Genomic DNA, 16,281 nt, shown 5'->3' on the forward strand with positions numbered 1-16,281 from the left:
AAGGGCTAATTTGAAACTTTCGTCACCGATACACGCTTGCGTCCTCCCACACGGGGAATGCGCTTCTCTATAGAAGGCACTCTCAGCAGCATCAACAACCCACCGATGACCGCGTACACCGTCCATTCCTTGAGGTCTGCCCGCACTATCCACAGAAAATGCAGCAGCCCCAGACCCAGGATCACGTAAACAAGCCGGTGCAGCTTCTTCCACCGCGCGCCCAAGCGGCGCTGGCTGTAGCGGTTGGAGGTCACCGCCAGTGCCAGCAGCCCGACAAGCGCCAAACTCCCAACAATGATGTAAGGGCGCTTGCGCAACTCGACGCCCAACTGCCCCCAGTCCAACCCGAGGATAAAGAACAGGTAGGCACACAAGTGCATCAGCACATAGGCAAAGCACCACAGGCCGAGCTGCCGGCGCACCACGATCCAGCCAGCCCAGCCTGTCAGCTTCTGCAACGGCGTCATGCAAAGCGTTACCAGCAGCATGACCAGAGCACCCTGCCCCATCCTGTCCACCAGCACCTTGCCCGGATCGGGGCCCAGCGCATCGAGCACAGCCTGGGCCAGCCAGTACAGCGGCCAGACACAAGCCAACAGAAAGGCCGCGAAACGAAACAGTGGATAGCGCATCAGTAGTTCTTCCGCAGGTCCAGGCCGCTATATAAAGAAGCCACTTCGTCCGCATAGCCGTTGAACATCTGCGTATCGCGAACGTTGGGGCTGAACAGGCCGCTGGGCAGCCTGCGCTCACGGGCCTGGGTCCAGCGCGGGTGGTCCACCGTGGGGTTCACGTTGGCATAGAACCCGTACTCTTCAGGCGCGATGTTCTGCCAGGTGGTGCGCGGCTGCTGCTCGACCAGGCTGATACGCACGATGGACTTGATGCTCTTGAACCCGTATTTCCACGGCACCACCAGGCGCAGCGGCGCACCGTTCTGGTTGGGCAGTTCGCGGCCATACATGCCCACCGCCAGGATGGCCAGCGGGTTCATCGCCTCATCCAGCCGCAGCCCTTCCACATAGGGCCAGTCGATCAGGGCGAAGCCCGAACGCTGCCCGGGCATGTGCTTTGGATCCTGCAGGGTTTCGAAGCGGATGTACCGGGCCTTGGAGGTCGGTTCCACCTGCTTGAGCAATGCCGAAATCGGAAACCCCAACCAGGGGATCACCATCGACCAGGCCTCCACACAACGCAGCCGGTAGATGCGCTCTTGCAACTGATAAGGCTTCATGAAGTCTTCGAGCGCATAGCGGCCCGGCTTACCGACCTCGCCATCCACCACCACCGTCCATGGCGAAGTCGGCAGCGCACCCGCGTTGGCAGCAGGGTCGCCCTTGTCGGTACCGAACTCGTAGAAGTTGTTGTAGTGCGTGGCATCCTTGAACGGCGTGATCGCTTCACCCTTGACCGTTACCGCCTGCCATTGGGTGCCCGGCAGTTTTTCGGCAAACCAGTTGGGGGCAGCACCGGCGTCGACGTCCGCATACTGCGAAACCTCGGCGGCAGCGGCCCAGCGCGGCAAGCTGCCGACCGCCAATGCAGCCGCAGTGCCACCCAGCAGAGCGCGTCGGGAGAGATAGAGGGACTCAGGCGTGATATCCGATTCTTTGCAGTCGGAAGGCCGGGACAGCTTGATAAGCATAAAGACTCCGTAGAACCGGTGAGCTGATGCACCAGTAGACTACGGAGCCTTGGGGAAATTACATCACTGCTCGGTGGTTTTCTTGCGACGCGAACGCAACAGGTACTGGATAGGACCCGACGCGGCATACGCGAGGAAAATCAGCAGCAGAATGCGTGGCGGATCGCTGAACACCACCGCGAACACCAGCACCACCACAAGGATCGCCACAAACGGCACCCGCCCCTTGAGGTCCAGCTCCTTGAAGCTGTTGTACTTGATGTTGCTGACCATCAGCATGCCGGCAGCCGCCACCAGCAGCGCCACCAGGAACGAGAGCTTGGAACCCTGGATGCCATAGTCGCTGAACGCCCAGACCGTACCCGCAACCACGCCGGCTGCCGCCGGGCTGGCCAGGCCGATGAAGTAGCGCTTGTCGGCCTTGCCGACCTGGGTATTGAAGCGTGCCAGACGCAATGCCGCACCCGCCACATAGATGAAGGCAACCATCCAGCCGACCTTGCCCATGTCACCCAGCGCCCAGCCGAAGGCCAGCAACGCCGGGGCCACGCCAAAGGCGACCATGTCGGACAACGAGTCGTACTCGGCGCCGAAGGCGCTCTGGGTGTTGGTCATGCGGGCAACACGCCCGTCCAGACCATCGAGCACCATGGCGACGAAGATCGCGATGGCGGCGAAAGCGAAGTACTTGCTCGCTTCGCGCGGATCACCGGCACTCAGGGCGCTCTGCGCACTCATGGAGTTGATGATCGAATAGAAACCGGCGAACAGGTTCGCAGTGGTGAACAGGTTGGGCAGCAGATAGATGCCGCGATGCCGTACCTTGCGTCCTTCGGCGTCATGCCCTTCTTCAACATGCTCATCGATCGGTAGCAGGCTTTCGGCGTCAGAGGCCTTGTTCGGCTCTTCGGGACGTTCGCTCATGGACATTACCTTGCAACGGTTTGGAAAGTTTCGACAGACGTCTGCGACGAGGGTTCGCCGGCAAACGATGAAGCTTTATACCAGAAGCTGACTGCCTAAACGAAAAAACGCGGCCGAAGCCGCGTTTTCATCGCATCAGATCAAGATCAGTTCTTGGCCTTGTCGACGATTTTGTTCGCTGCGATCCAAGGCATCATCGAGCGCAGTTGCTCGCCGATGACTTCGATACCGTGGGCAGCGTTGTTGCGACGCTTGGCGGTCATCGAAGGATAGCCGGTAGCGCCTTCGCTGATGAACATCTTGGCGTATTCGCCGTCCTGAATGCGTTTCAGGGCATTGCGCATGGCCTGACGGGATTCGGCGTTGATGACTTCAGGGCCGGTCACGTACTCGCCGTATTCGGCGTTGTTGGAGATCGAGTAGTTCATGTTGGCGATACCGCCTTCGTACATGAGGTCAACGATCAGCTTCAGTTCGTGCAGGCACTCGAAGTAGGCCATTTCTGGCGCGTAGCCCGCTTCAACCAGGGTTTCGAAGCCGGCCTTGACCAGCTCGACGGTACCGCCGCACAGAACGGCCTGCTCGCCGAACAGGTCGGTTTCGGTCTCGTCCTTGAAGGTGGTTTCGATGATGCCGGTACGGCCGCCACCAACGCCTGCGGCGTAGGACAGGGCAACGTTCTTGGCATTGCCGGAGGCGTCCTGGTAGATGGCGATCAGGTCAGGGATACCGCCGCCTTTCACGAACTCGGAACGCACGGTGTGACCAGGCGCTTTTGGCGCGATCATGATCACGTCCAGGTCAGCACGTGGAACGACCTGGTTGTAGTGGATAGCGAAACCGTGGGAGAAGGCCAGGGTGGCGCCCTTCTTGATGTTCGGCTCGACTTCGTTCTTGTACAGCTGCGACTGGAACTCGTCCGGGGTCAGGATCATGACCAGGTCGGCACCGGCAACAGCGCTTGCCACGTCAGCCACTTTCAGGCCGTGGGCTTCGGCTTTGGCAACGGTGGCCGAACCTTTACGCAGACCGACAGTGACATCCACACCGGAGTCTTTCAGGTTGCACGCTTGAGCGTGGCCCTGGGAACCGTAACCGATGATGGCAACTTTCTTGCCCTGGATGATCGAAAGGTCGCAGTCTTTGTCGTAGAAAACTTTCATGAAAATACCCCTGGTTATCTCGGCCCTTTCAGGCCATTCGCTAATTTTTTGAGTTAGATGCTGAGCACTTTGTCGCCACGGGCAATGCCGGTGACACCACTGCGTACTGTTTCGAGAATGGACGCGGTACCAATCGACTGGATGAAGCTGTCCAGCTTGTCGCTGGTGCCCGACAGCTGCACGGTATAGACCGTGCTGCTGACGTCGACGATCTGCCCACGATAGATATCGGTGGTGCGCTTGATCTCGGCACGCTGCGCACCCGTGGCCTTGATCTTGACCAGCATCAGTTCACGCTCGATGTGCGCGCTTTCCGACAGGTCGACCAGCTTGACCACTTCAACCAGCTTGTTCAGGTTCTTGGTGATCTGCTCGATCACCTCGTCATGACCGACCGTGGTCAACGTCAGGCGCGACAGGGTCGGGTCTTCGGTCGGGGCGACGGTCAGGCTTTCGATGTTGTAGTTGCGCTGCGAGAACAGGCCGACCACACGGGACAAGGCACCTGGTTCGTTTTCCAACAGCAGGGAAATAATGTGCCGCATGATTAGGTCCGCTCCGTCTTGCTCAGCCACATATCGCGCATCGAGCCGTCTTTGATCTGCATCGGGTAGACGTGCTCGCTGTTGTCGACCTGGATATCGATGAACACCAACCGGTCTTTCATGGCGAAGGCTTCCTCGAGCTTGGGCTTGAGGTCCTTCAGGTCGGTGATGCGAATACCCACGTGACCATAGGCTTCGGCCAGCTTGACGAAGTCAGGCAGCGATTCCATGTAGGAGTGCGAGTGACGGCTGTTGTAGGCCATGTCCTGCCATTGGCGAACCATGCCCAACACGCCATTGTTCAGGTTGACGATCTTTACCGGCAGGTCGTACTGCAGGCAGGTAGAGAGCTCCTGAATGTTCATCTGGATGCTGCCCTCGCCGGTGACACAGGCAACGTCCTGGTCCGGGAAGTTCAGCTTGACGCCCATGGCCGCCGGGAAACCGAAGCCCATGGTGCCCAGGCCACCGGAGTTGATCCAGCGGTTCGGCTTGTTGAAGCGGTAGTACTGCGCCGCGAACATCTGGTGCTGACCCACGTCGGAGGTGACGAACGCATCCCCCTTGGTGACTTCGCACAGGGTTTCGATCACGGTCTGCGGCTTGATGACGCTGCCATCGCCCTTGTTGTACGGGAACATGATGCCGTCGCCACGCCATTCGGCAATCTGCTTCCACCAGGCATCCATCGCCGCCCGATCAGGCTTCTCGCCGATTTCGCGCAAGGTGGCGAGCATTTCGCTCAACACGCTCTCGACCGGACCGACGATAGGCACATCGGCCTTGATGGTCTTGGAGATCGATGCCGGGTCGATGTCGATGTGGATGACCTTGGCATTCGGGCAGAACCGCGCCGGGCCGTTGACCACACGGTCGTCGAAACGCGCACCGACGGCCAGGATCACGTCGGCATGGTGCATCGCCAGGTTGGCCGTGTAGCTGCCGTGCATGCCGAGCATGCCCAGGAACTGACGGTCGGTGCCCGGATAGCCACCCAGCCCCATGAGGGTATTGGTGACCGGCAGGTTGAGCAGTTGCGCGACCTCGGTCAACGCAGCCGAGCCACCACCGAGGATCACGCCACCGCCGGAGTAGACGATCGGACGCTTGGCGGCCAGCAGCATCTCGGCGGCCTTGCGGATCTGACCCGAGTGCCCGCGAACGGCCGGGCTGTAGGAGCGCAGCTTGACCTTTTTCGGGTAGACGTACTCGAACTTCTCGGCCGGGTTGGTCATGTCTTTCGGAATATCGACGACAACCGGGCCAGGACGACCGGATTCAGCCAGGTAGAAGGCTTTTTTCAGGATTTCAGGAATTTCCGAGGCATGTTTGATCATGAAGCTGTGCTTCACGATCGGCCGCGAGATACCGATCATGTCGGTTTCCTGGAAGGCATCGGTACCGACCATGGTGCTGGGCACCTGACCGGAGAGGATGACCATCGGAATGGAGTCCATGTACGCCGTGGCAATACCGGTGATGGCATTGGTGGCACCCGGACCGGAAGTCACCAGTACCACGCCGGCCTTGCCGGTGGCACGGGCATAGCCGTCGGCCATGTGGGTTGCCGCCTGCTCGTGGCGAACCAGGATGTGGCTTACTTCCGGTTCCTTGAACAGGGCATCGTATACATGCAGGAGAGCACCGCCAGGGTACCCGTAGATGTGCTTAACGCCTTCGTCACGCAAAAAGCGGACGACCATTTCAGCGCCAGATAAAAGCTCCACGTTGTTCACCTCTAAAACGCCAGAATACCGTCCAGGCAGGACGGGTCTTAATAGGTTTACTGCCAAGCAGAGCATGAGCGACGAAATCGCCGACTACGTCAGCACTGACTGAGCAAGTATTGGGAGCGCCCCAAAGTGTTGCGGGGTTTTCCCACCCAGCGCGAGGTAACGCGTTGCGGGGTGTAACAGGTCGGCGCGGGTGTGCGCCTCATGATCTGCTTAGCGGGTCTGCTTCTGGCAGTCCCTCTACAGCGGAAACTGGATTCTTCTGATTCTGCGCCTGCAAGTCAAGAAAAATTATTGCCAATTTTTCCAAATGACGATCCGCAGCCACCACGAATTACAAAGACAGCAGCAGAAAAACAAACTTCAGAAACAAAAAGAGCCACAATCTGCGGCTCTTAGGGTGAAAATAGGGAAATTCAGGCAGAAGCACTGATCAATTGGTCAAACTCTGCTAATAGACGACGCAACTCGCGACTTTCTTGCGGCCGATCCACGTACACCGTTTCAGCCATCACCAGGATGCCCGAGGCACTGGGCAGCGGCGCACCGCTTTCGAGTATCTGTTTCATCTTCGGCAGAAAGATCCACTGCAGCCACTGATCGAAGTTCATGGCGTCGACGGCGAACGGCGTGGTGCTGGCCAGGGCTTGCGCACTGGGCGCCTCGGCGGCCCACCAGCCCTGCCTGTGCAGCTCGTGCTCTATCAGCAGCAGGTGGTCTGCAATCGCCAGAATGCGCGCCTCCATTACAGGCTGACCTTGGCTTTCTGGCGAGCCAGCGCGGCGCCGGCGGCGTCACCCTGCTTGTCGCGCGCCTGGGCGATGATGTCCCACAGGCCGGCCTGCAGATCGGGGCGACCGTTGGCGTAGGTCAGGGCACGGCGCGCCAGCTGTTCGGACTGCGCCGCATCGCCCTGGGCCAGTCGCACCTGGGCCAGACGGTAGAGTACCTGCGGTTCACGCGGGGCAATGCGCTGGGCACGCTCAAGGCTGGACGAGGCGCCGTTGAGATCGCCGCCGGTCTGCTGCGTCTGCGCCGTGGTCAACAGCGCCAGCACCGGGCCATCGAGCTGTTCGTCAGCCGAGAGGCCGCCGCTGCCGGTGTTCGAACTGGGGATGCCGGTGGGTGCGCTCGGTGCGCTGTAGCCACCGCTGCTGGTGCTCGGGAACGGCGCCGAATTCTGCGGGCCTGGGGTAATCGGCCCGGTGTCGATCGACGCTGGCCCGGTAGGCGCCGCAAAGGTCTGGATCGGCTCGGAGCCGGCGCCCTGGGGCACCATCACCGTCACCCCGGAATCCTGCGGCATCGCCTGCGCCTGGCGAGTACCGGTGTTCACGGCAGCGCCGGCACGGTTGGCCGACACTCGCTCGCTGTTGGAAACCCGCGTCCCTGAATCCACTACGGGGATCGAGCCACGCTGCACGCTGGCGCAACCTGTAAGCAAAGCCAGTGCCGTCAAGGCAGGAAACAACCACTTGTTCACGTCACACCCTCTTTGCTGTGCTTTGGCTTAATTCATCCAGCCCTTGACCCAGTCCATCACGGACTCGGCAGGTGCCTGCTCGCCGCCACAGGCGGCGCCGGCCACTGGCTCACTGCCGCGAATATACGGCATCTGTACCGCGCCCGGGCAGCTGGCATCGGAACCTTGGCCGGTATGCGGATCGACCCAGGCCTGCACCACGTTGTCAGGCTGTGGCATGTCCAGCGGCAGCGGGTCGGCCTTGCGCATGAAGCTGGTCCAGACCTGCAACGCGCCGGTGGCGCCGGTGAACGGTGTCTTGCCGTTGTCATCGCGACCCAGCCACACCACTGCCAGCAGGTCCTGGCTGAACCCTGCGAACCAGCTGTCACGCGAATCGTTGCTGGTACCGGTCTTGCCGGCCAGGTTCAACGAACTGGGCAATACACTGTAAACCGAGCGCCCGGTACCTTCACGCATCACCCGCTGCATGGCGTTCTGCACCAGATAGATGGAGCCCGGGTCGAAGGTCTGCTGGATCTGGAACGGGTAGCGCTTGAGCGGCTCGCCCTCGGCGGTCAGCACGCTGCGGATGCCTCGCATCGGCGTGTTGAAGCCGCCATTGGCCAGGGTCTGGTACATGGTCGCAACCTGCACCGGCGACATGCCCCCGGCACCCAGCAGCATCGACGGGAAGGCCGGCCAGTCGACGTTGACACCCAGGCGGCCAATGGTCTTGAGCACGTTGGGCACGCCCACTTCCAGGCCAAGCTTGGCGGTCGACAGGTTGTAGGAATTGGCCAGCCCCTGGTACAGGAAGATCGTGCCATGGGCGCGCCGGTCGTAGTTCTGCGGCTTCCACACCTGGCCGTCGGCGCCCTTCACCGAGAAGGGTTCATCCTGCACCCAGCTGGTGAGGGTGAACTGGCTCGGTTTTTCCAGCGCGGTCAGGTACACCGCCGGCTTGACCAGCGAGCCGATGGGACGCACGGCGTCGATGGCACGGTTGAAACCGGCAAACCCGGCCTGGCGGCTGCCGATCAGTGCCTGCACCTCCCCGGTTTCCGGGTTGGTCACCACCATCGCCGCCTCGACTTCGTCCGCCCCCTTGCGCCCGCTGAGGCGCTTGAAGGTTTCGTTCATCGCCGCTTCGGACTTCATCTGCAGGATCGGGTCGAAGCTGGTGAAGATACGCAGCCCCTCCTCGGTCAAGTCTTCGTCACGGTAGTCCTGGCGCAACTGGCGCTTGACCAGGTCGAGGAAGCCGGGGAACGAGCTGTCCGCCAGGCTGCCGCGCTTGGTCACACCCAGTGGCATTTTCTTCGCGGCTTCGACCGCCTCGGGGGTCGCCACGCCCTGCTCGGCCAGCAGGTCGAGCACCAGGTTGCGACGTGTCAGCGCGCGTTCCGGAGAACGACGCGGGTTGTAGTAGGACGGCCCCTTGACCATGCCCACCAGCAGCGCCACCTGGTGCAGCTTGAGCTCGGACAGCGGCTGGCTGAAGAAGAACTGGCTGGCCAGGCCGAAACCGTGCACCGCACGCTGGCCATCCTGGCCCACGAACACCTCGTTGAGGTACGCCTCGAGGATGTCGCGCTTGCTGTAGTGGGCTTCGAGCAGCAGCGCCATCATCGCTTCGTTGAGCTTGCGGCTGAGGCTGCGCTCGTTGGTCAGGTAGAAGTTCTTGACCAACTGCTGGGTCAGGGTACTGCCGCCCTGGCGCATGGCGCCGGACGAGGTGTTGACCCAGATGGCCCGCGCAATCGACTTGGGCGACACCCCGAAGTGGTGGTAGAAGTCACGGTCTTCCACCGCCACCAGGGTTTCGAGCAGATAGGGCGGCGCCTGATCGAGCTTGATCAGGATGCGGTCTTCAAGGTTCTTCGGGTAGATGCCGCCGATCAGCAGCGGCTCCAGGCGCACCACGTCGAGCTTCGAGCCATTGGTACCGCTCAGGCCGGCAACGTAGTCGCCCGAGAAGCGCACGCGCACGCCCTGGGCTTTTTCCATGCCTTCATAGAACTGGAAGCCGCGGGTATTGAGGTCGATGGTGTTGCCATTGACCGAGGCCGCGCCCGGGCCGTTGGCCACGCTTTCGCGGCGATAGCCCAGGGCGTCGAGCTCGATCAGGAAGTCGTTCTTGCTCAGCTTCTGCCCGACGAACAGCTCGAGCGGGCGTGCGTAGACCTTGGCCGGGATGGTCCAGCGTTTGCCGGAGAATTTCTCCTGGACCACGGCATCGAGGTAAACCGCAAAGCCGGCCAGCACCACAAGGCCGACCAGGCTGAGCTTGAGGGCCCAGCCCAACCAGGCGCGCGCGCGGCCAGAAGGGCGTTTTTTAGAGGTACGGGAAGATCGGGTACGAGTCATGGCGGCGGATTATACGCACTTTATGGCTTGTCGACAGACGCCCTCCGGCGGTTTGCAGCGGCCCCGCTTGCCGCCATAATGGTCGATTCGAATCTCCCACGACCCAGAAGGATCGACCGTGAGCCAAGCCTTGATCGCCGCCCTGCAAAACCCGGCCCTGTTTGCGCACCCTGTAAAGGAATTCCAGGTCATCGAGACGCACATTTCCTGGGTGCTGCTCACGGGCGAATACGCCTACAAGATCAAGAAACCGATGAACTTCGGCTTCCTGGACTTCACCGAGCTGTCGGGTCGCGCGCATTTCTGCGCCGAAGAACTGCGCCTCAACCAGCGCCTGACCGACGACCTGTACCTGGAAGTACTGCCCATCACCGGCAGCGTCGAGGCCCCGCAGCTGGGAGGTGACGGCGCGCCGATCGAGTACGCGCTGAAAATGCGCCAGTTCCCCCAGAACCAGATGCTTAGCACGCTGCAGGCCAATGGCGAACTGACCGCTGCGCATATCGACCAGATGGCCCGCCAGATCGCCCAGTTCCACCTGGCCGCACCGAAAGTGGCTGTCGAACACCCGCTGGGCACGCCCGACAGCGTGATGGCTCCGGTTGAACAGAACTTCGAACAGATTCGCCCGTTCCTCAGCGACAAGGCCGACCTGGTGCAGCTCGATGCGCTGCAGGCCTGGGCGCGCAGCAGCTTCGATCGACTGCACGGCCTGTTCGAAACGCGCAAGGCCGAAGGTTTCATACGCGAGTGCCATGGCGATATCCACCTGGGCAACGCCACACTGATCGACGGCAAGGTGGTGATTTTCGACTGCATCGAATTCAACGAACCCTTCCGCCTGACCGATGTGTACGCCGATACGGCGTTCCTGGCCATGGACCTGGAAGACCGCGGCCTCAAGTCGCTGGCGCGGCGCTTCATCAGCCAGTACCTGGAAATCACCGGCGATTACGCCGGCCTCGAACTGCTGAACTTCTACAAGGCCTACCGTGCTCTGGTGCGGGCCAAGGTCGCGCTGTTCAGCATGCCGGCCGACGCCGATGGCGTACAACGGGCCACCACCCTGCGTCAGTACCGCAACTACGCCAACCTGGCCGAAAGCTACAGCGCTATCCCGTCGCGCCTGCTGGCCATCACCCACGGTGTGTCGGCCGTTGGCAAAAGCCATGTCGCCATGCGCATGGTCGAAGCACTGGGTGCCATTCGCCTGCGCTCGGACGTTGAACGCAAGCGCCTGTTCGGCGAGCAGGCCGAGCAGGCCGCCGGTCAGCTGCAACAAGGCATCTACGCCGATGACGCCAGCCAGAAGACCTACCAGCACCTGCATCAGCTGGCCGGGACAATCCTGCGCGCGGGGTTCCCGGTGGTGATCGATGCCACCTACCTCAAGCAGGCACAGCGCCAGGCCGCCGCCGACGTTGCCAGCGAAACCGGCGTTCCCTTCCTGATCCTCGACTGCAATGCACCGGACGCCGTGATCGCCAGCTGGCTGGCACAGCGCCAGGCCGACCAGAACGACCCGTCCGACGCCACTCTGGAAGTGGTCGCCGCCCAGCAAGCCAGTCGCGACCCGCTGACAGGCGAAGAGCTGCTCAAGGCCAAGCGCGTGGAAACCAACGAAAGCGGCAGCCTGGATGAACTGGTCAAGCAGATTCGCCAGCGCCTGCCCGGCCTTTAAAACGGCGAGGGCGTGAAGCAGTCCACACTTCACGCCTCTATCTCGGGCGCCTCCGCACAGTGGCACTATAATGCCATCATCAGGCCACACAAGGAGGCGCCCTCATGAACCAGCCACGCCAGCTCGACAGCGCGCTATACGCTCTGGTGCACAAGGAACACATCGCGGAATTCAATCGTGAGAAGCCCAGGAACGCCATTGTCGACTTCAAGGACGGTGACTTTCGAGGGCTGGACCTGCGCAAGCTGGACACCGAGGGCATCGATTTCAGTGGCGCCTACTTTCGCGCCTCCGACCTGCGTGGGCTGGACCTGCGCGAGAACTGCCTCGAAGGTGCCAGCCTGGCCCATGCGCAGATCTCCGGCACCTACTTCCCCGCAGAACTGAGTGCCGACGAGATTCTGATGTCGGTCAATTTCGGCACCCGCCTGCGTTACCGCACCCGCTGAAAGCATCTGCCGACAGACACCGCCTGGCAATGCCGGCGGTGGCTGCAGGCCCCGCCGTGCACCGCCCATGGCAAAACGCCGCGTATTTTCCAACTGCCGCTACACTCCTTCTTGACCTGCCCACGAATCAATCTCCAGGACCCGTTCAGCCGTCGCAAGGAGGCTTGATGAACGATGAACTTCAGCATCTGAAAAATCTTGGCAAGACGTCGGCGCAGTGGCTGCATGCGGTGGGCATCCACAGTCTCTCGGACCTTCGTCGGCTGGGCGCGGTGAACGCCTACCACGCGGTACGCAGCCGCGGCTTTCGTGCCTCGAAGGTGCTGCTCTACGCGATAGAAGGCGCGCTGCTGGATGTGCACTGGAACGACATCCCCGTTGAACGCAAGGATGCGCTGAACAAACAGCTGGATGCCAAGGCGCCCTGCAAAAATAATTGAAATAAGCAGAATGAAAGGATTGACTTCGAAATGAGAATCGTTATGATTATCACAACTGGTCGCGAGACTGGTTGGATATTCTGAAAGACCTTGGTTCGGACTCTCAGATTATCTCCTCATCAGGCTAATCACGGTTATTGACCCGGCACTTTGCCGGGTCTTTTTTTGCCTGGGATTTGAGTTGCCTGTCATGGCCTATGCACTGGCAAGCCAGCAAAAAAGGGCCACCACACATTCCCAGCCTGTATCACCCGCCCTTGCGCAGGCTCGCACAGTAATCCTGCTCGGCCACGCCAGCGGTAAACCACACGTAATCGGCCATGCCTGCGTCCACCTTCTCCCCCACCTGCGCCAGCATCAGCACGCTGGTGCCCTGCTCTACCCCCAGGTCCAGCAGATGCAAGGGCACGCCCAAGTCGTTGCGCACGTGATAGGCCCCCGCCAACAGCAGGGCCGGCGTCGGCACCTGCATCAGGCGCTGGGCGATTCGCCGGTCACGCTGCTGCTGTACCGCCAGCATGGCCGGCATCTGCGATTCAGGCAGCAGCCCGCAATGCCCTTCACGTACCTGGTCGAGCAAGGCCTGGGTAACCGCAGCGGTCGTAGCGTGCTGCCCCTCCAACTTCGGTACCTGGCGGTAGATATCCCGCACCTCGGCGCGATCAAGGTTCGCCGCCAGCAACGGATAGGGCTGCCCCAGCGCATGGCGCACGATCGGGCCATACAGGGCCCAATCCCAACCTGATTGCCAGTGCAGCGCCGACACCAGGTCGACCGGTAGCGTGGGCTGCTGCTTGAGTGCATCCACCCGCGCCTGCTGCGCCGGCTCCAGCATCTCCAACAGCAGGCTGCCCTGCGGCCGTTGCTGCTCCAGCGCGCGTAACAACCACAACTGCAAGGCATGGTGATCGGGGTTGTCGTGCTGCTCCCCCACCAGCACCCGCGGTGCCGCAGCCAGGCGCCGGACCAGTTGCTCCGGTGTCAGTAACCGGCCTGTGCTCAACTCGCGGATCTGCCCCAGTTCGGCATGCTCGCGCCCCTGCGGGCCTTGCCACTGCGGCAGTGGCGCCAACGTTGCGCCGGACTGGCAAGCGCTCAGTCCCAACGCCAGCAGCAACAGGGCGCCAAACAGCAACGTGCGAGGCATGGGCGAGCTCCTAGCGGGCGATGATGAGCGGGTGCCCCCGCTCGGGGTGAGGTTGAACCAGTACTTCAAGGCCGAACACGGCGCGCAGCGCTTCGGGCCGAAGCACCTGTTCAGGGGTATCCAGCGCATGCGGGCAGCCACGTTCGAGCAGCAGGATGCGGTCACAATAGCGCGCCGCCAAGTTCAGGTCATGCAGGATCACCAGTACCGCCGCACCACGGTCGGCAAAGGCTCTGACCGCCTGCAACGTGGTGTGCTGATGCAGGGGGTCGAGCATGGACGTCGGCTCGTCGAGCAACAGCGTGCAGCCGTCGCCCCCTGGCCAGAGCTGCGCCAGCACCCGCGCCAGGTGCACTCGCTGACGCTCGCCCCCCGACAGCGCCAGGTAACTGCGCCCCACCAGGTGCCCGGCATCCGCCGCCTCCAGTGCCTCGACAACGATTGCCTGGTCGCGCACCTGACCGGTGCGGTGGGGCAGTCGCCCCATGGCCACCACCTCCTCGACACGAAACGCAAAGCCCAGGCTTGAAGTCTGCGGCAGTACCGCCAGGCGTTGTGCCCGCTCATGCCCGCTCCAGTCGCCCAACGCACGCTCATCCAGCAGCACACGGCCATGATGGGCAGGCAATTCGCCGCACAACGCTGCGAGCAAGGTGCTCTTGCCAGCACCATTGGGGCCCAGCACACCCAGCACCTGCCCCGGCTCGATGCCCAGGGTGATGCCATCGAGCACCCGGGTCTGCCCGCGCACCACCTGCAGGTTCTCCACCCGTAGCATCAGGCACGCCCCCGTAGCAGCAGAAAAAGGAAGAAGGGGGCACCGATAAATGCAGTGACGATGCCAATCGGCAGTTCTGCCGGCGCCAGTGCCAGCCGCGCGATCAGGTCGGCGAACAGCAGCAGCGACGCTCCGGCCAGCAGCGACGCCGGCAGCAACACGCGATGGTCGGGGCCGGACAACAGTCGCACCATGTGCGGCACCACCAGCCCGACAAAACCGATCAACCCCGCCGCCGCTACCGCCGCCCCCACGCCCAGCGCGGTGCAGAACACCAGTTCGCGCTTGAGTGTTTCGACCTCGATACCCAGGTGGCGCGCCTCCGACTCACCCAGCAGCAGGGCATTGAGCGCCTCGGCCCGGCGTGGCAGCCACCAGGTCACCACCACCGCCACCAGCAACAACGGCCACAGGCGCGGGTAGCTTGCGCCATTGAGACTGCCCAGGTTCCAGAACGTCAGCGTACGCAGCGTGGCGTCATCGGCAAGATAAGTGAACAGCCCCACCACCGAGGCGGCCAGGGCGGTCAGGGCGATGCCCGCCAGCAGCATGGTGGCGACACTGGTCTGACCGTCCCGCCGGCCCAACCGGTAGACCAGCGCCGTCACGCCCAGCCCGCCGAGAAAGGCGAAGATCGACAACAGATAGGGCGCGAACACCTCGGGCACGCCCCCCAGCCAGTTGCCGCCCACAATCGCCACCGCCGCCCCGAGTGCAGCACCGCTGGACACCCCGACCAGGCCGGGGTCGGCCAGCGGGTTGCGAAACAGGCCCTGCATCGCCACCCCGGAAATCGCCAGCACCGCGCCGACCACCAGCCCGAGCAAGGTGCGCGGCAGACGAATCTGGCCCAGGATCAGTTCGGCCTGCTCCAGCCCCTGGGCCTGAATCGGCACGCCTATCAGGCGCAGCCCGGCTCGCAGGGTGTCGAGCAACGGCAGGCTGACCGGCCCCAGGGCCAATGACAGCCACACCGCCAACAGGCACAGCAGGCTCAGGCCGATGAACAGAGCACGCGGTGGTACCAGTCGATTCATGGGGCCAGTTGCGCCTTGGCCGCCGGGTAGAAGGCTTGCGCCAGCGCTTGCAGGCTGGCCGGCTGACGCGGCCCGAGGCCGCCCACCAGCAAGGTCGGGTCAAGTTCGACCAGACGCTTGTCCCGTGCTGCGCGAGAGGCCGCCAGCGCCGGGTTTTCCTTGAGCAGGGCCTGCAGCGCCGCCTCGCCCGACAGGCTGCGATCGGCAAACACCAGCACCTGGGGGTTCAGCGCCGCCAGCGCCTCGACCGAGAAGTTCTTGTAGCCGTCATTGTCGGCCAGGTTGCGCCCGCCGGCCTGGCGAATCATCCAGTCGCCTGCGGTCCCCTTGCCCGCGATCATCGGCTTGGCACCGCCATGCCCCACCAGCAGAATCACGCCCGGGGCCGCCTGATTGCCCTGCACTGCCTTGATTCGTGCCGCCAGCCCGTCAAGCTGCTGCCGGTACTCGCCGAACAGGCGCTCTGCCTGTGCCTCGTCGCCCATCAGACGGCCCAATTGCCGGAGGTTGCCATGTACGGCCTGCAGCTCGGGCGTGCTCGAAAACAGCTCCACCTTCACCCCGGCCCCCCGGAGCTGCTTGAGCACCTCTGGCGGGCCCATCTCCTCAGTGCCCACCAGCAGGTCCGGGCGCAAGCTGAGCACCCCTTCGGCCGACAGCTGACGCTGGTAGCCGATGCTGGGCAGCGCCTTGAGGCTCGCAGGGTGCTGGCTGGTGGTGTCGACGCCCACCAGCCGCGACTCGCCGCCCAGCGCCACCACCCACTCGCTCAGCGCACCGCCGGCACTGACCCAGCGGGCGGCCAGGGGTTCGGCCTGGGCCGCCGAGTTGAAAACAAGCCCGATACACAGGGCAATCAGGCTGGCACGTCGGCGCATAGCAAGGCTTCCTTAGATGAAGGCGGACC

At 62.7% G+C, this 16,281-nt stretch carries 16 protein-coding genes; 3 read left to right on the top strand and 13 right to left on the bottom strand.

Annotated elements, in window-relative coordinates; genetic code table 11:
- Positions 1-5: 5 nt before the first annotated feature.
- The 9 genes from msrQ to mrcB all read right to left on the bottom strand — a co-directional run bounded on the left by msrQ (position 6) and on the right by mrcB (position 9,842).
- Entirely contained in the window at positions 6-632 is a 627-nt protein-coding gene (gene msrQ, locus B4I46_RS01485; protein ID WP_058540540.1) for a protein-methionine-sulfoxide reductase heme-binding subunit MsrQ, read from the bottom strand.
- On the bottom strand, positions 632-1,645 hold the full coding sequence (msrP, locus tag B4I46_RS01490) for a protein-methionine-sulfoxide reductase catalytic subunit MsrP (protein WP_054916522.1): 1,014 nt from the start codon (positions 1,643-1,645) through the stop codon (positions 632-634). The genes msrQ and msrP overlap by 1 nt, the downstream gene beginning before the upstream one ends.
- A gap of 63 nt (positions 1,646-1,708) precedes the next feature.
- Complete coding sequence (pssA, locus tag B4I46_RS01495) at positions 1,709-2,569, bottom strand: CDP-diacylglycerol--serine O-phosphatidyltransferase (protein ID WP_043863786.1); 861 nt, start codon at positions 2,567-2,569, stop codon at positions 1,709-1,711.
- A 146-nt stretch (positions 2,570-2,715) separates the two neighbouring features.
- A complete protein-coding gene (gene ilvC, locus B4I46_RS01500) occupies positions 2,716-3,732 on the bottom strand; it encodes a ketol-acid reductoisomerase (protein WP_043863787.1) in 1,017 nt (338 codons plus the stop codon).
- Between the two features lie 53 nt (positions 3,733-3,785).
- A complete protein-coding gene (gene ilvN / locus B4I46_RS01505) occupies positions 3,786-4,277 on the bottom strand; it encodes an acetolactate synthase small subunit (RefSeq protein WP_043863788.1) in 492 nt (163 codons plus the stop codon).
- A 2-nt stretch (positions 4,278-4,279) separates the two neighbouring features.
- Positions 4,280-6,004, bottom strand: a complete 1,725-nt coding sequence (locus B4I46_RS01510; protein WP_286898281.1) for an acetolactate synthase 3 large subunit — start codon at positions 6,002-6,004, stop codon at positions 4,280-4,282.
- 422 nt (positions 6,005-6,426) lie between these two features.
- Entirely contained in the window at positions 6,427-6,756 is a 330-nt protein-coding gene (locus tag B4I46_RS01515) for a YqcC family protein (protein WP_258660060.1), read from the bottom strand.
- Entirely contained in the window at positions 6,756-7,493 is a 738-nt protein-coding gene (locus B4I46_RS01520) for a hypothetical protein (RefSeq protein WP_054916524.1), read from the bottom strand. The genes B4I46_RS01515 and B4I46_RS01520 overlap by 1 nt, the downstream gene beginning before the upstream one ends.
- A gap of 27 nt (positions 7,494-7,520) precedes the next feature.
- Positions 7,521-9,842 (bottom strand): penicillin-binding protein 1B, encoded by a 2,322-nt coding sequence (gene mrcB / locus B4I46_RS01525; RefSeq protein ID WP_054916525.1) that lies wholly within the window; start codon positions 9,840-9,842, stop codon positions 7,521-7,523.
- A 118-nt stretch (positions 9,843-9,960) separates the two neighbouring features.
- Here mrcB and B4I46_RS01530 point away from each other — a divergent pair, with 118 nt between their 5' ends.
- The 3 genes from B4I46_RS01530 (at position 9,961) to B4I46_RS01540 (ending at position 12,412) form a co-directional block, all read left to right on the top strand.
- Positions 9,961-11,523, top strand: a complete 1,563-nt coding sequence (locus B4I46_RS01530) for an AAA family ATPase (protein WP_043863792.1) — start codon at positions 9,961-9,963, stop codon at positions 11,521-11,523.
- Between the two features lie 104 nt (positions 11,524-11,627).
- A complete protein-coding gene (locus B4I46_RS01535; protein WP_043863793.1) occupies positions 11,628-11,972 on the top strand; it encodes a pentapeptide repeat-containing protein in 345 nt (114 codons plus the stop codon).
- Positions 11,973-12,139: 167 nt separating this feature from the next.
- Positions 12,140-12,412 carry a TfoX/Sxy family protein gene (locus tag B4I46_RS01540; protein WP_043863794.1) on the top strand — a complete coding sequence of 91 codons (273 nt, stop codon included), beginning with the start codon at positions 12,140-12,142 and terminating at the stop codon, positions 12,410-12,412.
- A gap of 247 nt (positions 12,413-12,659) precedes the next feature.
- On the opposite strand, the gene B4I46_RS01545 is transcribed toward B4I46_RS01540, so the two are convergent.
- Genes B4I46_RS01545 through B4I46_RS01560 form a run of 4 tightly spaced genes read right to left on the bottom strand, consistent with a single transcriptional unit; the run spans position 12,660 to position 16,252 of the window.
- Positions 12,660-13,559, bottom strand: coding sequence for a ChaN family lipoprotein (locus B4I46_RS01545; protein WP_286898289.1), 900 nt, complete (start codon positions 13,557-13,559; stop codon positions 12,660-12,662).
- A gap of 10 nt (positions 13,560-13,569) precedes the next feature.
- Entirely contained in the window at positions 13,570-14,337 is a 768-nt protein-coding gene (locus tag B4I46_RS01550) for a heme ABC transporter ATP-binding protein (protein WP_043863796.1), read from the bottom strand.
- Positions 14,337-15,320, bottom strand: coding sequence for a FecCD family ABC transporter permease (locus tag B4I46_RS01555; RefSeq protein WP_177333020.1), 984 nt, complete (start codon positions 15,318-15,320; stop codon positions 14,337-14,339). The genes B4I46_RS01550 and B4I46_RS01555 overlap by 1 nt, the downstream gene beginning before the upstream one ends.
- Positions 15,321-15,370: 50 nt before the next feature.
- Positions 15,371-16,252, bottom strand: coding sequence for a heme/hemin ABC transporter substrate-binding protein (locus tag B4I46_RS01560; protein WP_043863798.1), 882 nt, complete (start codon positions 16,250-16,252; stop codon positions 15,371-15,373).
- Positions 16,253-16,281: the final 29 nt, after the last annotated feature.

The sequence above is a fragment of the Pseudomonas sp. UBA7500 genome (assembly GCF_002478435.1).
GTDB classification, from domain to species: domain Bacteria; phylum Pseudomonadota; class Gammaproteobacteria; order Pseudomonadales; family Pseudomonadaceae; genus Aquipseudomonas; species Aquipseudomonas palmensis.

Coding starts and splice junctions, on each gene's coding strand:
- msrQ (WP_058540540.1), bottom strand. CDS start 632: ATGCGCTATCCACTGTTTCGTTTCGCGGCCTTTCTGTTGGCTTGTGTC.
- msrP (WP_054916522.1), bottom strand. CDS start 1,645: ATGCTTATCAAGCTGTCCCGGCCTTCCGACTGCAAAGAATCGGATATC.
- pssA (WP_043863786.1), bottom strand. CDS start 2,569: ATGAGCGAACGTCCCGAAGAGCCGAACAAGGCCTCTGACGCCGAAAGC.
- ilvC (WP_043863787.1), bottom strand. CDS start 3,732: ATGAAAGTTTTCTACGACAAAGACTGCGACCTTTCGATCATCCAGGGC.
- ilvN (WP_043863788.1), bottom strand. CDS start 4,277: ATGCGGCACATTATTTCCCTGCTGTTGGAAAACGAACCAGGTGCCTTG.
- B4I46_RS01515 (WP_258660060.1), bottom strand. CDS start 6,756: ATGGAGGCGCGCATTCTGGCGATTGCAGACCACCTGCTGCTGATAGAG.
- mrcB (WP_054916525.1), bottom strand. CDS start 9,842: ATGACTCGTACCCGATCTTCCCGTACCTCTAAAAAACGCCCTTCTGGC.
- B4I46_RS01535 (WP_043863793.1), top strand. CDS start 11,628: ATGAACCAGCCACGCCAGCTCGACAGCGCGCTATACGCTCTGGTGCAC.
- B4I46_RS01540 (WP_043863794.1), top strand. CDS start 12,140: ATGAACGATGAACTTCAGCATCTGAAAAATCTTGGCAAGACGTCGGCG.
- B4I46_RS01545 (WP_286898289.1), bottom strand. CDS start 13,559: ATGCCTCGCACGTTGCTGTTTGGCGCCCTGTTGCTGCTGGCGTTGGGA.
- B4I46_RS01550 (WP_043863796.1), bottom strand. CDS start 14,337: ATGCTACGGGTGGAGAACCTGCAGGTGGTGCGCGGGCAGACCCGGGTG.
- B4I46_RS01560 (WP_043863798.1), bottom strand. CDS start 16,252: ATGCGCCGACGTGCCAGCCTGATTGCCCTGTGTATCGGGCTTGTTTTC.